Genomic DNA, 15793 nt, shown 5'->3' on the forward strand with positions numbered 1-15793 from the left:
GGGGAATCCCGCCCGGGCTAGGCGCCCCACCCTTCCGCCGTCCGGAAGCTGAAGAAGGTGTCGATCCCCAGGATCAGATGGTCGGAAAGGGGGACGCCCAGCGTTCTGCCGGCTTCCCGCAGGCGGCGGGTGAGCATCCGGTCCTCGCTGCTCGGGTTCACGTCGTTGCTCGGGTGGTTGTGGTACCCGATGGCGGACACGGCTCCGAAGCGAAGGGCTTCCCGGTAGAACTCGCGCGGGGAAATCAGGGTGGCATTGCTCAGGCCGTGGCTGAGGATCCGGTCCGCGATCAGCGCGCCCCTGCCGTTGAGAGCCAGCAGGCCGAACCGTTCCTCCGTCCAGCCCTGGCTGCGCGGCAGCAGATAATCCCCCGCTGCCCTGGGCGAATTGAGGCGAGGCGGGTCCTGCCTCCGGCGGGCCCGCCGCGCCAGCTCCAGGCTTGCCCATAACTGACCGGCCCTGGCGGGCCCGATCCCGGGGAACCGGTCCCAATCCGCAAGCCCGAGACCGAGGAAGCCGTGCAGCCCCCCGCACGTGGTGAGCATGGCCTGGCCCAGTTCAACGGCGCTCCGGCCCTTCAGGCCGGATCCCCAGATCAGGGCCAGCACCTCGGCATCACTCAAATGCTCGCCAAACCCGGCGAAAAGCCGTTCGCGGGGCCGCTGGTCCTGCGAAAGGTCATGTAATTTCATGAAAACCACCACGCTGCATCGTGCCCGGCCACGGGAAGACCCCTTGGCCACCGGGGCATTCCCGTTAGATGCCGGCATCGGGGGCCCCAACCGATGGCGGCGTGGCCGACGGGGCCGGCCGAAGGGATGCCTGATTTGGGTTCCACCCATCCGCCCGCTAGAATGCAAAAGGGGGTATCCGAAGGGTGATGGCGCACTGGGGCAGTTTGTGGCTGCTGCTGGCCTTGGTTGCCAGCATGCTCGGCGTCGGTTCAACACCGACGGCCGGAAGCTGGCCCTCCGGCGCCCCAACCGCCATCCACGGCTGGGCATCCCATCCGCATTCGATCCTGGTGGAACCCCCCGGCGAGCGAGCCTCGGCCAAGGCCCCCTTCGGAGCCTCGTCCGGCCGAAGCAACCTCGCCCTGCAGAAGAAGCGGGCCACGGACGGGGACGGCGCTCCTCCGAAGGGGCGGCAGGGCTCGGCGTTCCTGCCCTCGATCTTCCCGATTGAACCGTGCTCCAGCGGGGATCCGGGCCCCATGGACCAGCCTCGTCCCCAATGGACGGTCCACCAGGGACTCGAGCCTGAACAGGGCGGCCAAAACGGTCCGCCGAGCGGAATGGCGAACGCCTGAAGCTCCATGCGCCGGGCGGAGCCCGGCGCCTGTTCCATCCCCATTTGGCGGAGTTTGCCGTGAGAAGACGCTCGCTTTTGCGCGCGGCCGGGGTGCTTGGCATCTGTCTGGTCTGTGCATATTTTTTCATTCCCTTTTCCAAGGTCCGGCTTGGTCTGGACTTGAAGGGAGGTGTCCACTATGAGCTCGAAGTCCAGGGGCAGGAGGCCCTGGCCATGGACCTCGAGGAGACGCGCGCCCTCCTGCAGGACCAGTTCGTCGAGAAGGGACACCCCGGTGCGGTCGTGTCCCTGGAGGAAGGCGCCCTTCACGTCCGGGGCGTCTCCCAGCCGGCGGCCTCCCGGGTCCTGGCCAAGGCCCCAGGCTATGCCTCCCAGGACAAGGCTGGGCATATCGTCCTGGTCCAGAAGCCCGACCATCAGCGCGCCCTCAAGAAGGCCGCCAACGACCGGGCCCTGCAGATCATCGAGACCCGGGTGAACCAGTTCGGCGTGGTGGAACCCGAGATCACCCGGGGCGGGGCCGAAGGCAACCGGATCATCGTGGAGCTTCCCGGGGTCGAGGAGGGGGACCGGGACCGCATCAAGCGGCTCCTGTCCACCCCGGGCCGCCTGGAGTTGCGGATGCTGGCCAAGGCGGACCGCCCGTACTTCCCCACGAAGGAGGAAGCCTTGGCCCACTTCGGCGGCGAACTGCCCCCCGGCCTGGACCTGTGTCCTGAGCCGGAGCCGGAACGTCCCGCGAAGGGTTCCCAGAGCGCCAGGGATCCCGGCCCCGGGGCCGTCCGAAGGTGGATCCTGCTGGAACAGCGGACCCAGTTCGACGGGGCGGCCATAACGGACGCCCGCCAGGCCACCAGCGAGATGGGCCTCCATGAAGTGCAGTTCAGCCTCAACCAGGCCGGGGCGGAGGCCAATGCCCGCGTCACGGGCCTGGCGGCGGAGGAAGGCAGGCTGTTCGCCTTTGTCCTGGATCGCAAGGTCGTCAGCGTACTGTCGGCACGGGAGAAGATCCTGGGCGGCTCGGTGCGGATCTCCGGCCAGTTCTCGGCGGAGGAGGCGGAGGACCTGGCCCTGAAGCTGCGGTCCGGGGCCCTGCGCGCCAGCATGAAGATCCTCGAGGAGCGGGTCGTGGGCCCGAGCCTTGGCAAGGACTCCATCCGGCTGGGCCTGGGGTCGTCGGCCCTGGGATTCGGCGTGATCGTGGCCTTCATGGTCTTCTGGTACCGCTGGTCGGGCGTGAACGCCGTGATCGCCCTGGCGGTGAACGTCATCGTCATGCTCGGGCTGCTGGGCAGCTTCAGGGCCACCCTGACCCTGCCCGGGATCGCGGGTTTCGCGTTGACGGTGGGCATGGCGGTGGACGCCAACATCCTGATCTTCGAGCGCATCAAGGAGGAGATGGCCCTGGGCAGGGCCGTGCCGGAGGCCATCCGCGCCGGCTTCGACCGGGTGTTCTGGACCATCGTGGACAGCCACGTGACCCAGCTGTTCGCGGCGCTGCTGCTGTTCATCTTCGGGACGGGGCCGGTGAAGGGCTTCGCGGTCTCCCTGACCGTAGGCGTGGCGGCCTCCCTGTTCACCAGCATCTACATCAGCCGCTTCATCTACGACTGGCTGCTGGAGAGGAACCCCAGGGCAGCCACCCTCAGCATCGGCGTGCATGACCTGTTCAAGGGCGTCGCCATCGACTTCATGAAATACAGGAAGGTGGCCTTGGCCCTGTCCTGGGGCATCATCCTCGCCTGCACCCTGGTGGTGAAGCCCTGGCGCACGGCGGGCAATGAGCATATCCAGCTGGGCATGCAGTTCGTGGGGGGTACGGAAATGACCGTGCGGTTCCTGGCCCCCGTGGAGGCCGAGGACGTGCGCACGGCCCTGGAAAAGGGGGGGTTCCCGGGGGCCACGGTGGTCGCCTATGAGCACGGCGAACCGGGCATCCGGGAGTTTTCGATCAAAGTGAAGCCCCAGAAGCAGGGTGACGCCGCCCATCAGTCCGACCGGGTCAAGGCCGTCCTGAAGGCCATGGACGGGGACGAGGCGGCGCTCCCGGCCCTGAACCTGGAGGGTTCCAATGCCCTCGCCGACCGTCTTGCCGTCGCCAATCCCCTGGGCCTGAAGGGGGACGAACAGGCCGTCAGGACCGCCTACGAGGGTTTCGCGGGGCAGGTCACGGGCCGGCGGGAAAAGCTGCCGGCGGGGCTGTACCGCGGCTTCGCGGAGCTTCCGGCGGAGCTCCCCTCGGCCGTCAGGGACCTGGTCGAACGGGAATACCGGCCCGGGAAGATCGGGATCCTCAAGGACGAGAGTTTTTCCGCCTCCATCTCCGGCGAGTGGACCCGCAAGACCCTGGCTGCCGTGGCCTGGGCCATGGCCGCAATCCTGCTGTACGTGGTGTTCCGCTTCACCACGGCCTTCGCGGTGGGCGGCATCATCGCGCTGGTGCACGACATGCTCATGGCGCTGGCCCTGTTCGCGGTGCTGGGGTACGAGTTCAATGTCCCGGTGGTGGCCAGCTTCCTGACCCTGATGGGCTATTCCATGGCCGACACGATCGTCGTGTTCGACCGGATCCGGGAGAACACCCACAAGCCCGAATACCGGCACGCGCCGTTCACCCGGATCATCAACGATTCCATCAACCAGACCCTGAGCCGGACCGTGCTGACCTCCCTTTCGGTCCTGTTCGTCAGCGTCTGCCTCTGGCTCTGGGGCGGTCCGGCCCTGCGCGACCTGGCCTTCCCGCTGGTCGTGGGGGTGCTGACAGGAACCTACAGTTCCATCTACATCGCCAGTCCCGTGGTGGCCTGGTGGCAGCGCTTCGTCCCGAGCCAGGACAGGCTCGCGGCGTCCTGAACCGCCGGGCGGCGCCGGCCTTCGCCCGGCGCCGCCCGGAACTTCCCTCCGGAGGATCCCGTGCTCATCGCCCTCGCCCCGACCAGTTCACCCGCCATCCTGGCCGACCTTGCCAAGGTCCTCGGCGTGTCGGCGCTGACCACCATCGCCTGCCGCACCTTCCGGCTGCCAACGGTCCTCGGCTACCTGATCGCCGGACTCATCATCGGGCCCCATGTCCCCATCCCCATGGTGGCCGACCCGGGCAACGTGCACACCCTGTCCGAGCTTGGGGTCATTCTCCTGATGTTCACCCTCGGGCTCGAGTTCAGCCTGGCCAAGGTGGCCCGGGCCGGACCCGCCGCGGCCCTGGTGGCCGTCACCCAGGCGGGTTTCATGATCTGGATGGGCTACCTTGCGGGCCGGATGGTGGGCTTCAGCGCCGTGGAGAGCCTGTTCGCGGGAGCCGCCCTGGCCATCAGCTCCACCATGATCATCGCCCGGGCCTTCGAGGAACTGGGGATCAAGGGGCCGTTGTCCGAGCTGGTGATTTCTGCGCTGATCGTGGAGGACCTGCTTGCCATCCTGCTTCTGGCCCTCCTGGGCGCGGTGGCTTCGGGGGCGGGGTTCAACGTCGCCGCCCTGGGGCTGACCGCGGCGAGGCTGGCGGCCTTCCTTGCGGTCGTCCTGGCTCTTGGCCTCTGGCTGCTTCCACGATGGGTGCGCCGGGTGGCCGCGCTGGGCCATGATGAAACCCTTCTCATCGCCGTGGCCGGCCTGTGCTTCAGCTTTTCGCTCCTGGCCGCCAAGGCCGGCTACTCCGTTGCGCTGGGGGCCTTCCTGGGCGGAATGGTGGTGGCGGAATCCGGGCTGTCGCACAAGGTCGAGGCCCTGCTGGCGCCCCTGCGGGACCTGTTCGTGGCCGTGTTCTTCGTGTCCATCGGCATGTCGCTCGATCCCGGCCAGTTGATGCCCAATTGGAAGGCTCTGGTCCTGTTCGGCCTCCTGGTCCTCGTGGGCAAGTTCGCTTCGGCGTCGGCCGGGGCCCTGCTGGGCGGGAACAGCCTGCGGACCTCCCTGCGCACCGGCGCCAGCCTCGCGCAGATCGGCGAATTCAGCTTCATCATCGCCGCCCTGGGCCAGAGCCTGGGGGTCGTTGGACCGGCCCTGTTCCCGGTCCTGGTGGCCACCTGCGCCTGGACGACGCTCACCACCCCCCTGCTGATCGGACATTCGGAGACCCTGGCCGACCGCATCGAGCGGGCCCTGCCCAGCCACTTGAGGCATTTCCTCCTACATCACCGGACCGCCATGGGCCATCTGCGGGAAGCGCCCTTCAGCCGATCCGCCGGAAGCCGCCTCCGGCGGCCCTTTGGGCTCCTCCTCCTGTTCGCCCTCCTGACGGCGGCGCTGGTGGTCCTGGGGACCTTCCTGGGGCGCAGCCCGGCACTGTCCACCTCCGGGGCCGGCGGTGGCTTCGCCAAGGCCCTGGCCTGGGCCGGGGCGGCCGGGATCGGGGCAGCCCTCCTGGCGGGGATGGTCCAGCAGACCCGCACGCTGGCCAGGGCCCTGGCCGAGGGCCTGGAGCGGACCGGGAGACCAAGCGGGAAGGGTGTTGGCGACGCGATCCGGTTCATCCTTGAACTTGCCATCGGCTGCCTGGTGGGGCTGCCCCTCCTTGCCGTCCTCCAGCCCTTCCTGCCGGTCGCCCTGGTGCTTACCGCAGTGCCGATGGGGCTGATCCTGCTCGCGGGGGTCTTCTTCCGCCGCACGGGCCGGCTCCTGGAGCGCAGGGAGCTCCCGCGGGATGAACCCCCTCCGGTCCCCCCGGAGGTCTCATGACGGCCGGGGCCGAGGCGAGGGGACACCTCCGCGGGCAGGTGCTTCCCTGGCTTTCAGAGGGAGCGGCGGCGAGCGCCTTCCTGGGCGAACTCTACGTCCGCCTTGAAGACCCTCGCCAGCGCGCGGCCGCCCTGCAGGCTCTGGACGCGGCGGGGAGCCTGGCCGGGCATCTCGGATTGACGCCGCACCCGGCGCCCTTTTCCACGGAGGGTCTGACGGTGGTGGAAGCGGAAGCCGGGGCATGGAGCCAGCTGATTCAAGCCCAGGCGGGGCTTTGCGCCTTCAGGGCCCTGGTGCCGGGCCCTGGGCCCCGCCCGGTCCTTCGCCCTTGGCGGGCCATGGAAACTGCCTTCAAGGCTTCCGTGCTTGGGGTCCGCACCGCCTTTCCGGACGCCATGGCCGAGGATCTCCTGGCCCGGGCCTTCCAGGCCGTGGCCCGTACCTGCGCCGACCTGTTCGTGGCGGACCTCGGGGAGGAAGCGGGTCCCCTCGCCAGGCAGCGCTTCCATGCTGCCATCCGGACGGAACTCCTCCAGGGCTTCCAGGCGGCCGCCGAATCGGTCAGGCCCTGATCCGCCGTCGGCAGGCGCCACCCGCGTCAGAGGCTCCGTCCGGGGGCGGTGCCCTGCAGGTTCCCGCCCGTTTTGGGTTTCCCACACCCCTTGGGGTCCTCGGGGCGAACCTCACGGGGCACCCGGTGAGGGGAACGCCCCGCTCCAGGTCCGCAGGTCCCGTCGCCAGCGCTGCAGGTGCACGTCGCCCCGGCCGGAGAGCCGCATGCACAGGGCGTCCCGGCCGTCCGTGAGGAACCAGGCTCCGGCGGTGGCGGTGCCCTGCGGGGTGATGGTGACGAACGGATGCGCGGCGCCGGTGAGGTGGGCCTTGCGGGGCGGGTCCATGCCCGGAGGGAACGGCACGCCGGTGCGGGGAAGGCCCCACCTCACGCCGTGGGGCAGGAGCACCGGCGCCACGTCGCCGCCCGGGCCCCCCAGGGCCAGCCGCACGTCGCTTCCGCGGGCCCGGGCCAGGAGGAAGGCCTGGTCCAGCGCGCCCCGCAGCTCCGCCGCCAGAAGGGCCAGGGACGGCCCCCGGTGGTCCAGCGCGAGGCTTCCCCCGGCCGCCAGGATCGACAGGAGGCCTAGGACAAGCAGGGCCTCCAGGAGGGTGTGGCCCCGCTCCCTCACGGCACGTCCGCCGTGCGGATGTGGGGCCGGAGGCGGAGGAAGGCCTTCTCGCCGATGCCCTTGATGTTCATGATCTCCTCGGGCTTCTGGAAGGGGCCGTGGGTCTTCCGGTAGTCCAGGATCCGGGCCGCGGTCCGGGCCCCCACCCGGGGGAGCTGCATGAGCTCGGTGGCCGTGGCGGAGTTCAGGTCGACGGGTTCCGGGGGCGCCTTGGGCTTGCCGCCGAAGAGCGGCAGAAGGGAGAGGAGGCAGGAGAGGAGGACGGCTTTCATGGGCGCTCCTTGAGGACGTGCCGTGGGTGTTTCAATCGGCGTGCCGGACCGTATCCGAAGGGCCGGCGGGCCTTCCTGCTTCGCCCCCGTCCAGGTTGTCATCACCCGATGACAGGGGATCCCCGCAGTCCCTCCTACAGGTGCCCTGCCCTTTTGAGATAAGGCATTGTCTTTGGACAATGACATCGCAACTTTCACATGACACTCTTTGGGCACGCCGATAGCCTCTAGTTTGCACAAGCCATTCCAGGCGGACCGATGATCAAGAAGGTGAAGAAGCAGGACCTCAGACTGGGAATGTTCATCCACGACCTCAACTGCGGCTGGATGGAGCACTCCTTCCTGAGGAACAGCTTCATGCTCCGCAAGGAGGCCGATCTGGAGAAGATCGCCAAGAGCGGCATCACCGAGGTCTACATCGACACCCAGAAGGGCATCGACGTCCTGGAGGATGTGGAGGCGCCCAGCCAGGAAGCGGTGGAGCAGATCATCGAGGAGAAGATCCTCCACTCCCCCGTGGCCACCGCCCCGGGCGCCGAGGTCAGGACCACCCACCAGGAGGAGCTGGTCTTCGCCAAGCAGATCACCAAGGAGGCCAACAAGGTCATCCACTCCATCCTGGAGGACGTGCGCATGGGCAAGCGCATCCAGGTGGAGCGGGTGGAGCCGGTGATCAACCAGATCACCGATTCCATCCTGCGCAATCCCGGCACGCTGGTGAGCCTCTGCCGCATCCGCGAGGGCGACACCTACACGTTCCAGCACTCGGTGAGCGTGGCCACCCTGCTCATCTCCTTCTGCCGGGCCATGGAACTGCCGCCGGAGATCATCCACGAGGCCGGCGTGGGCGGAATGCTCCACGACATCGGCAAGATGCGGGTCCCCGACCACATCCTGAACAAGCCCGGCAAGCTCACCGACGCCGAGTTCACCATCATGAAGAACCATGTGAACCTGGGCCTGGAGGTGCTGCACAAGACCCCGGGCATCTCCGAGACGGTGTTCCAGATCGCCGGCGAGCACCACGAGAAGTTCTGCGGCACAGGCTACCCCCTGCGCAAGAAGGGCCTCGACATCTCGCTCCTCGGGCGCATGGCCGCCATCGTGGACGTGTACGACGCCATCACCTCCAACCGGGTCTACCACAAGGGCATGGAACCTCCCCTGGCCCTCAAGAAGATCTACGAGTGGAGCGACCCCGGCGCCACCACGGAGCCGCACATGGACGAGGAGCTGGTCCAGCACTTCATCCACGCACTCGGCATCTACCCCGTGGGCTCCCTGGTGCAGCTGGAGAGCCAGCGCCTGGCGGTGGTCCTGGAACAGAGCACGGAGGGCCTGCTCAGCCCGAAGCTCCGGGTGATGTACGACTGCGTGAAGCGCTCCAAGATCGACCCCTTCGATCTGGACATGGCCGCGCCGGAGAACGGCATGGACGCCATCGTCGGCAACGAGGATCCGGAGGACTGGAAGGTCAACCCCTACGATTACCTGGACATCCCCAAGGTCTAACGGTTCGAGGATTAGGCCCAAAGGTTGAGACTAGTCCGGCACCTCGAGTTGCCCGAGGCGGATCTGGGCTCCCTGGTGCCCCGCCGCGCCGGCCCGCTGGAACCAGGCCCTGGCGTCCCCGGAGGGAGCCAGCAGCTCGCCCAGCTCGGCCATGGCCTCCACGTGGCCGGCCTCCGCGGCCCTCTGGAGCCACCTCTTCGCGGCCTCCGGGTCCCGCGGCTTGCCGCCGGTGCCGCCGAGAAAGCTCATGCCCATCCTGAAGCAGGCCTGGCCCCGGTCCGGATCGGCGGTGGCGATGGCCTCGATGGTGGCGTCCCATCCCCGGGTGATCTCCCCGCTGGCGCGGGGACCGAACCGGCGGGTCCTCGCGAAGTGGCTGATCCGCAGCCCGACGGGCTCGGCGGCGCGGGCCTTCATGGTCCAGTACACAGCCATTTCCAGATCCTCCGGCAGGTCCTCGCCGAATTCGTAGGCCCGGGAGAGCCAGTCCATGGCGGGCCGGAACCCGTCGTTGGCGCTGCGGAGGTACCACCGCTGCGCGGCCCCGGGGTCGCGGGACGGGCCGATGCCCCAGCGCAACAGTTCGGCCAGGCGGAAGGAGGCCTCCGCGTGCCCCGCCTCCGCCGCGGAACGGTAGTGCCTCGCCGCCACCTCCCGCCCGGCCTGGCCCATGCCGCCCTCCTCGTAGAAGAGACCCAGCTCGAAATGCGCCTCCGGGTGGCCCAGGCGGGCCGCCTCTTCCAGGAAGGCCACCGCGGTTCCGCGGTGGGAGGCCGCGAGACCCCAGCGGTACCACACCTCGTCCCGGGATCCGCGGAACCTCGCCAGCACCCGCCGGATGGCGAGCTCCAGCCGGTTCGCGGGGTCCTCCTCCGCCGCGCCGGGGCGGTTCCAGAGGACCGCCCCCGCCCCGGCCGACGCCAGGGCGAGGCCCAGCAGGACGAGGACCGCCTGGGGCCCGGGCCCGCGCCCCGCCAGGGCCAGCAGCGCCGGGACGCACACGGCCGCCATCGCGAGGCCGATGAGCCAGCGTCCCAGGGGGTTGGGGTTCTCGTGATGCATGCCGCGTCCAGGGTCCGAGGAGGGTTCCCCTCGATGATAAGCCATGGAACCCGTGAACCTGGCCTGCGGGTTGCGGACGGGGTAAGGGCTCGGACCCCATTTAAATAATTTATCGTCTTAGATGCCGGGATCTTGCGGGCTGACAGAAAAACATTATCTATTCATTCACATCTCATCGCCCGACGTTTCCACCTCCGGGCCTCATCAACGTCCTTCACGGAGACCCCCATGCCATCCCTTCGCCCCCTCCACCTGCTCCTCCTGGGCGCCGCCTTCGCCGTGACCGGGACCCTACCCGCGGCCGAGGACCTGATCCGGGTGACCAACCACTCCACGGCCAAGTACTACCTCCTGCTCAATGACAACGACGGCAGCACGGGGAAGATCACCGTGTTCATCGACGGAAAGTCGACCGAGTTGAAGGCCTGGGACGAGATGGCGCTGCCGCCCCAGAAGGTCGCCAACATCTTTGTCGGCCGCGCCGCCGATGGGAAACTCAAGCAAGCCTTCCGTATCAGGGATGAAGGCTACAAGCAGATCGAAGTGAAGGCCACCGCCGGAAGGACAGGGGAAGCCATGAAGGTCGCCCTGCCCGCCGGCGCCAAGATCATCCTCTCCGCCGGCGACAACCTCGTCATCGGCCAGCCCCGGCTCTGACCGCAAAGATAGGCAGCAGCGGCCTCCTTCCATCCGGGTTTCTCGACAACTCCAAGGGGCCTGAAGTCCACTGCTGCCGACTTGCTATCCGATGAATCCGGCGAACTCCATCGAAGGGCCTATCGCCGAGGGAGCCGAGGAAGGCCGAGGATCGCCGAGGAATAAACTTAGTGATGGGATCAGGATGGTCTACGACCACCCTTCCCAGGGCCCTTCTCAAGGGCAGGCCAAAGCGCGTGCGGGTCGGAGCCTTCAATCAATTCCGTGAAGAACCGAAAAAGAAGGACGCCCCCGCGGGGGCGTCCTTCTTTCAGGTGAAGCCCGATCAGCCGTTCTTCTTGACGAACTCGTCCATGAACTGGACGAGGGTCTGGACGTTCTCGACGGTCACGGCGTTGTAGGTGGAGGCGCGGATGCCGCCCACGTCGCGGTAGCCCTTGAGGCCGACCATGTTGTTCTTCTTGGCTTCCTTGACGAAGGCGTCGGTGAGCTCCTCGGTGGGGAGGAAGAAGTCGACGTTCATCAGGGACCGGTCGGCCTTCTCGGTCACGAAGGGCTTGAAGAAGCCGGCGTGCCTGTCGATGCAGCCGTAGAGGAGCTCGCCCTTCTTGCGGTTGTTGGCCTCGATGGCCTTGAGGCCGCCGATGGACTTGTTGTAGGCCAGCACGTTGCGCAGGATGTAGATGCCGAAGGTGGGCGGGGTGTTGTAGAGGCTGTTCTTCTCGGCGTGGAGCTTGTAGCGCAGGTAGCTGGGCAGGTCCTGGGCCTCGGCCTTGGCCAGGAACTCGTCGGAGACGATGTGGAGGGTGACGCCGGAGGGTCCGAGGTTCTTCTGCGCGCCGGCGTAGATCATGCCGAACTTCGACACGTCGAACGGGCGCCACATGATGTCGGAGGACATGTCGCAGACGTAGGGGATCCCGCCGGTCTCGGGGAATTCCTGCCACTGGGTGCCTTCGACGGTGTTGTTCGAAGTGAAGTGCACGAAGAGGGAGTCGGGGTGGATGGTGAGCTCGGACTTCTTCGGGAGGCGGGCGTAGTTCTCGGCCTTGGTGGAGCCGGCGAGGCGCACGCGCTCTTCGCCGCCGACGAGCTTGGCCTCCTTGTAGGCCTTCTCGGCCCAGTTGCCGGTGTTGATGTAGTCGGCCTTGTGGTTCCCGCGCAGGTAGTTGAGGGGGATCATGCCGAAGGAGAGGTGGGCGCCGCCCTGGAGCAGGATGACCTTGTAGTTGGCGGGGATGCCCATGAGCTCGCGGGTCAGCGCCAGGGCCTCCTCGTGGACGGCGTCGTACTCCTTGGAGCGGTGGCTGACCTCCATGACGGACATGCCGGTGCCGGCGAAGTCCAGGAGCTCCTCCTTGGCCCTTTCCAGGGCGGGCAGGGGCAGGCCGGCGGGACCGGCGTAGAAGTTGATGGTGCGGTTGGTCATGGGAATCTCCTAGATCTTGAACGTGGAAAGGGTCTCGACGACGATGTCCCCGATGCGGCCGAGGTTCTCCTTGCTGCTGCCGCCGATGTGCGGGGCCATGAACACGTTCTTGGCCGTGAGCAGGGGGCAGTCCGCGGGCGGGGGATCGCTGGGCCACACGTCGGTGCCGTAGGCGCGCACCTTGCCGGACTCGAGGGCCGCGGCCAGGTCCTTCTCCACCACGACCTTGCCCCGGCCGGTGTTGATGATGATCACGCCGTCCTTCATCTTGGCGATGGTCTCGGCGTTGAACATGCCCCGGGTCTGGTCGGTGAGCGGCGTGTGGAAGCTGAGGAAGTCGGACTGGGCGAGCACCTCGTCCAGGGTCTTCAGCTCGGCGAAGGCGTGGGTGGAGAGGAAGGGATCGTAGGCGATGACCTTCATGCCGAAGCCCGCCGCGCGCTTGGCGACTTCGGTGGCGATGGCGCCGGCGCCGATGAGGCCCAGGGTCTTCTTGAAGAGTTCGGTGCGCTTCAGTTCGTTCTTGGGGAACTTGCCTTCCTTCATGGCCATGTGGGCCTCGATGAGGCGGGCCGGGATGGCGACCATGAAGGCCATGGCCATTTCCGCCACGGACACGCTGGAGGCGGCCGCGGTGTTCATGACCTTGATTCCCTTGGCCTTGCAGGCCTCCTTGTCCACGTTGTCCAGGCCCACGCCGCCCCGGATGACGAGCTTGAGGTTGGGGGCCTTCCCGATGAGCTCGGGGTTGACGGTGGTCTTGGAACGGATGAGGAGGACATGGGCGCCGCCCAGGTCCGCCATGTCGCTGGAAACTTCGCCGAGGGCTTCAAGGCGCTTGGGCAGCGTCGCGTCGAACGCGTCCGCGATGAGGATCTTCATGCTGTACCTCCATGGGGGAATGGGCATAAAAAGGGGGCCGCCCGTGGCGGCCCCCGTCATTTCGCTAGTCTTCGTAGAGGCGCACCAGCAGCCCGGACCGAAGCTTGGGCTCGAACCAGGTGGACTTGGGCGGCATGATCTGGCCGGCGTCGGCCACGTCCATCAGCTGCTCCAGGGACGTGGGGAACATGGAGAAGGCCACGGCGTAGCCGTTGGCCACGCGGCGCTCGAGCTCGTCCATGCCGCGGATGCCGCCGACGAAGTCGATGCGCGTGTCGGTGCGGGGATCCTGGATGCCCAGCACGGGGGCCAGGAGGTTCTCCTGCAGGATGCTCACGTCCAGGCTCCGGACGGGATCGTCCGCGGGGAAGGAGCCGGGCCTGGCGGTCAGGGAATACCACTTCCCGCCCAGGTACATCCCGAAGGAGGTGGGGGCCTTGGGGCTGCGGTCCGCCGCGGGCGCCACGGCGAACTTCTCGCCGACCTTGGCCAGGAAGGCCTCGGGGGTCAGGCCGTTGAGGTCCTTGACCACGCGGTTGTAGTCCATGATCTTGAGCTGGTCGTGGGGGAAGACGACGGCCATGAAGCTCTCGAAGTTCTCGTCGCCGGAGGGGTCCTGGGCGGCGGCGCGGCGGGCCTGGCCGTAGCGGATGGCGGCGGCGGTGCGGTGGTGGCCGTCGGCGATGTAGAGGGCGGGGATGGCGTCGAAGAGGTGGTTGAGGGTGTAGATGTGGGTCTCGTGGTCGATGAGCCACACCGTGTGCCCGATGCCGTCGGGGGTCGTGATGTCGTAGAGGGGCGCGGTGGCGCGGATCTTGTCGACGAGGGAGTCGATGTAGGGCACGGCGCGGTAGGCCAGGAACACGGGCTCGGAGTTGGCCTCCTGCTCGGTGACGTGGCGGGTGCGGTCGTCCTCCTTGTCCTTGCGGGTGTACTCGTGGCGCTTGATCTGGCCGTCCTCGTACTCCTTCACCGAGCACAGGCCCACGAGCCCGGCCTGGACGTGGTCGCCCATGCGCTGCTGGTAGACGTACAGGCAGGGCCGGTCCTCGTGCAGGAGCACGCCCTCGCTGATGAGGTGCTTGAGGGCCTTGACGCCCTGCGCGTACACCTCATCGGCGTGGATGTCGGTGGACGCGGGGAGGTCGATCTCCGGGCGCCCCACGTGGAGGAAGGAGTGGGGATTGCCGGCGGCCAGGGCCCGCGCCTCGTCGGTGTTCACGACGTCGTACGGAACGGCGGCCACCTGGCCGGCGAGTTCGGGCTTGGGACGGTAGGCCTTGAAGGGCTTCAGCTGGGACATACGATCCTTCCTGGTTGATGGGTTATCTAGGGCTTAAAAAGATGATGAGGTATTTTGGCAAAAGAGAGGGGGATAAGAAAGAAATTTCCTGGTGAGTGAAAATTTTTTGCTATCCGTCCTAGAGCTTCCGGTGGACCACTTCGCCGAACAGGTCATGGAGGTGGGCCGCGTCGTTGAGCCGCACCACCTGGAGATGATCCACATCGTTTCCTTCAAGCAGGTTAAGACAGGTCGGCGCCTGGCGGAAGGACCAGACCCGGCTGAGATCCAGTCCCAGGATGCGGGCCAGCAGCGCGCGGTTCACGCCGTCGTGGGTGACCAGCACCGCCAGCTCCTCCGGACCCAGGCCCCGGCAGGCCTCGCACAGGGCGGGCCAGGCCCGGGCCTCCACGTCCCGGAAGCCCTCCCCGCCGGGAGGACTCACCAGGTGGGGGGTCTCCCGCCAGGCCCGGCGCAGGTCGGGGTGGGCCTCCTGGATCTCGGAGGTCAGGCGGCCCTCCCACGCCCCGTGGGACAATTCGACCAGACGGGCGTCCAGGGTCAGCGGACGGTCGCCCAGGGCCAGCTCCGCCGTCTGCCGCGCCCGCAGCAGGGGCGAGGCCACGGCGCGGGCGATGTCCAGGCCCCCCAGGCGCCGGCCCAGGGCCAGGGCCTGCTCCCTTCCCCGCTCGGACAGGGGGATGTCGAAGGTCTGGCCCTGGTGGCGGCCCTCGACGTTCCACTGGGTTTCGCCATGGCGGGCGAGGATGATGCGCATGGTCAGGCGTTCCAGGAGTCGTCGTAGAACGGGTTGCGGGGCAGTTCCTTCTTGGTCTTCATGTCCCGGAAGAGGGCCAGGTTGATGAGCACCTCCGTCAGGGGCAGGTCGATGGTCTGCTCCACCCGGCAGGTGTAGACGAACTCCACCTGGGCGCCCTCCCAGCTCAGGAGCTGGTACGCGGCCACCAGGCCCTCGTCCTTGCCCAGGGCGGCGTGGATCAGCTCGCCCTCCCGCACGTAGAGGTAGCCCGTGGCGTCGGGGCCGCGCACGGTGAAGGTGGCGGTGCGGCGCTCCCAGTTCATGAGCTGCAGGAGGCTGCCGATGCCCACGCCCCGCACCAGGCCGGGGGCGGTGAGGCTCGCCGCGGTGCGGATGGCCTCCATGAGCACGGAGAGCTTGGGGGGCTTGGGGATGACCTGCAGGGCCCCCAGGTCCAGGGCCTGGTTCTGCAGGGAGGGGTCGGCCACGGAGGTGATGACGATGATGGGCAGGCTCGGGTACCGCTGGGCCAGCACGGCGATGAGGCCGTAGCCGTCCAGCACGGGCATGTTGAGGTCGGTGACCACCACGTCCACGGCCTTCTCCTGGAGCAGTTCCAGGGCCTCCCGGCCGTTGGTGGCCGAGAGGAGGGTGAACTCCTGCAGGCCCTTGAGCCCGGCCAGGTAGAACCGGAGGGTGGACTGCTCGTCCTCCACCAGAAGGGCGGTCTTGGCGGGGCGGGATGGGCTGGGCGGGGAGATCATCGGT

At 67.8% G+C, this 15793-nt stretch carries 14 protein-coding genes; 5 read left to right on the forward strand and 9 right to left on the reverse strand.

Annotated features, from left to right (window positions below):
* Nucleotides 1–17 precede the first annotated feature (17 nt).
* Nucleotides 18–692 carry a RadC family protein gene (locus RAH40_RS07995; RefSeq protein ID WP_306601564.1) on the reverse strand — a complete coding sequence of 225 codons (675 nt, stop codon included), beginning with the start codon at nucleotides 690–692 and terminating at the stop codon, nucleotides 18–20.
* Between the two features lie 709 nt (nucleotides 693–1401).
* On the opposite strand from RAH40_RS07995, the gene secD reads away from it, so the two are divergent.
* From secD to RAH40_RS08010, 3 genes are read left to right on the forward strand one after another with little or no spacing between them, the layout of a single operon-like run.
* A complete protein-coding gene (secD, locus tag RAH40_RS08000; RefSeq protein WP_306602291.1) occupies nucleotides 1402–4164 on the forward strand; it encodes a protein translocase subunit SecD in 2763 nt (920 codons plus the stop codon).
* A gap of 60 nt (nucleotides 4165–4224) precedes the next feature.
* Nucleotides 4225–5985 (forward strand): cation:proton antiporter, encoded by a 1761-nt coding sequence (locus RAH40_RS08005; RefSeq protein ID WP_306601565.1) that lies wholly within the window; start codon nucleotides 4225–4227, stop codon nucleotides 5983–5985.
* Nucleotides 5982–6557 (forward strand): hypothetical protein, encoded by a 576-nt coding sequence (locus tag RAH40_RS08010; RefSeq protein ID WP_306601567.1) that lies wholly within the window; start codon nucleotides 5982–5984, stop codon nucleotides 6555–6557. Before RAH40_RS08005 ends, RAH40_RS08010 begins: the two co-directional genes overlap by 4 nt.
* Before the next feature lie 111 nt (nucleotides 6558–6668).
* Here RAH40_RS08010 and RAH40_RS08015 read toward each other — a convergent pair whose 3' ends face one another.
* The gene (locus tag RAH40_RS08015; protein WP_306601568.1) at nucleotides 6669–7169 is read right to left on the reverse strand and encodes a prepilin-type N-terminal cleavage/methylation domain-containing protein; all 501 of its coding nucleotides are present in this window, start codon (nucleotides 7167–7169) and stop codon (nucleotides 6669–6671) included.
* Entirely contained in the window at nucleotides 7166–7441 is a 276-nt protein-coding gene (locus tag RAH40_RS08020; RefSeq protein ID WP_306601569.1) for a helix-hairpin-helix domain-containing protein, read from the reverse strand. The genes RAH40_RS08015 and RAH40_RS08020 overlap by 4 nt, the downstream gene beginning before the upstream one ends.
* Nucleotides 7442–7699: 258 nt before the next feature.
* Here RAH40_RS08020 and RAH40_RS08025 point away from each other — a divergent pair, with 258 nt between their 5' ends.
* Nucleotides 7700–8953: an HD-GYP domain-containing protein gene (locus tag RAH40_RS08025; RefSeq protein ID WP_306601570.1), complete on the forward strand. Its 1254-nt coding sequence runs from the start codon at nucleotides 7700–7702 to the stop codon at nucleotides 8951–8953.
* 30 nt (nucleotides 8954–8983) lie between these two features.
* Here the strand turns inward: RAH40_RS08025 and RAH40_RS08030 are convergent, their stop codons facing one another.
* Nucleotides 8984–10015 (reverse strand): tetratricopeptide repeat protein, encoded by a 1032-nt coding sequence (locus RAH40_RS08030; protein ID WP_306601571.1) that lies wholly within the window; start codon nucleotides 10013–10015, stop codon nucleotides 8984–8986.
* A gap of 228 nt (nucleotides 10016–10243) precedes the next feature.
* Between RAH40_RS08030 and RAH40_RS08035 the strand changes: the two genes are divergently transcribed.
* On the forward strand, nucleotides 10244–10672 hold the full coding sequence (locus tag RAH40_RS08035; protein WP_306601573.1) for a hypothetical protein: 429 nt from the start codon (nucleotides 10244–10246) through the stop codon (nucleotides 10670–10672).
* Nucleotides 10673–10997: 325 nt separating this feature from the next.
* Here RAH40_RS08035 and serC read toward each other — a convergent pair whose 3' ends face one another.
* The 5 genes from serC to RAH40_RS08060 form a co-directional block, all read right to left on the reverse strand.
* The gene (gene serC / locus RAH40_RS08040; protein WP_306601574.1) at nucleotides 10998–12101 is read right to left on the reverse strand and encodes a 3-phosphoserine/phosphohydroxythreonine transaminase; all 1104 of its coding nucleotides are present in this window, start codon (nucleotides 12099–12101) and stop codon (nucleotides 10998–11000) included.
* A 9-nt stretch (nucleotides 12102–12110) separates the two neighbouring features.
* Nucleotides 12111–12983 (reverse strand): D-isomer specific 2-hydroxyacid dehydrogenase family protein, encoded by an 873-nt coding sequence (locus RAH40_RS08045; RefSeq protein ID WP_306601575.1) that lies wholly within the window; start codon nucleotides 12981–12983, stop codon nucleotides 12111–12113.
* Nucleotides 12984–13047: 64 nt separating this feature from the next.
* Nucleotides 13048–14286 carry a DUF1015 domain-containing protein gene (locus RAH40_RS08050; RefSeq protein WP_306601576.1) on the reverse strand — a complete coding sequence of 413 codons (1239 nt, stop codon included), beginning with the start codon at nucleotides 14284–14286 and terminating at the stop codon, nucleotides 13048–13050.
* Nucleotides 14287–14404: 118 nt separating this feature from the next.
* Nucleotides 14405–15043 carry a histidine phosphatase family protein gene (locus tag RAH40_RS08055; protein ID WP_306601577.1) on the reverse strand — a complete coding sequence of 213 codons (639 nt, stop codon included), beginning with the start codon at nucleotides 15041–15043 and terminating at the stop codon, nucleotides 14405–14407.
* Nucleotides 15044–15045: 2 nt separating this feature from the next.
* Nucleotides 15046–15789 carry a response regulator gene (locus tag RAH40_RS08060; RefSeq protein ID WP_306601578.1) on the reverse strand — a complete coding sequence of 248 codons (744 nt, stop codon included), beginning with the start codon at nucleotides 15787–15789 and terminating at the stop codon, nucleotides 15046–15048.
* Between the last annotated feature and the right edge of the window lie 4 nt (nucleotides 15790–15793).

The organism is Geothrix sp. 21YS21S-2 (genome assembly GCF_030846775.1).
In the GTDB taxonomy this organism is placed as follows: Bacteria; Acidobacteriota; Holophagae; order Holophagales; family Holophagaceae; genus Mesoterricola.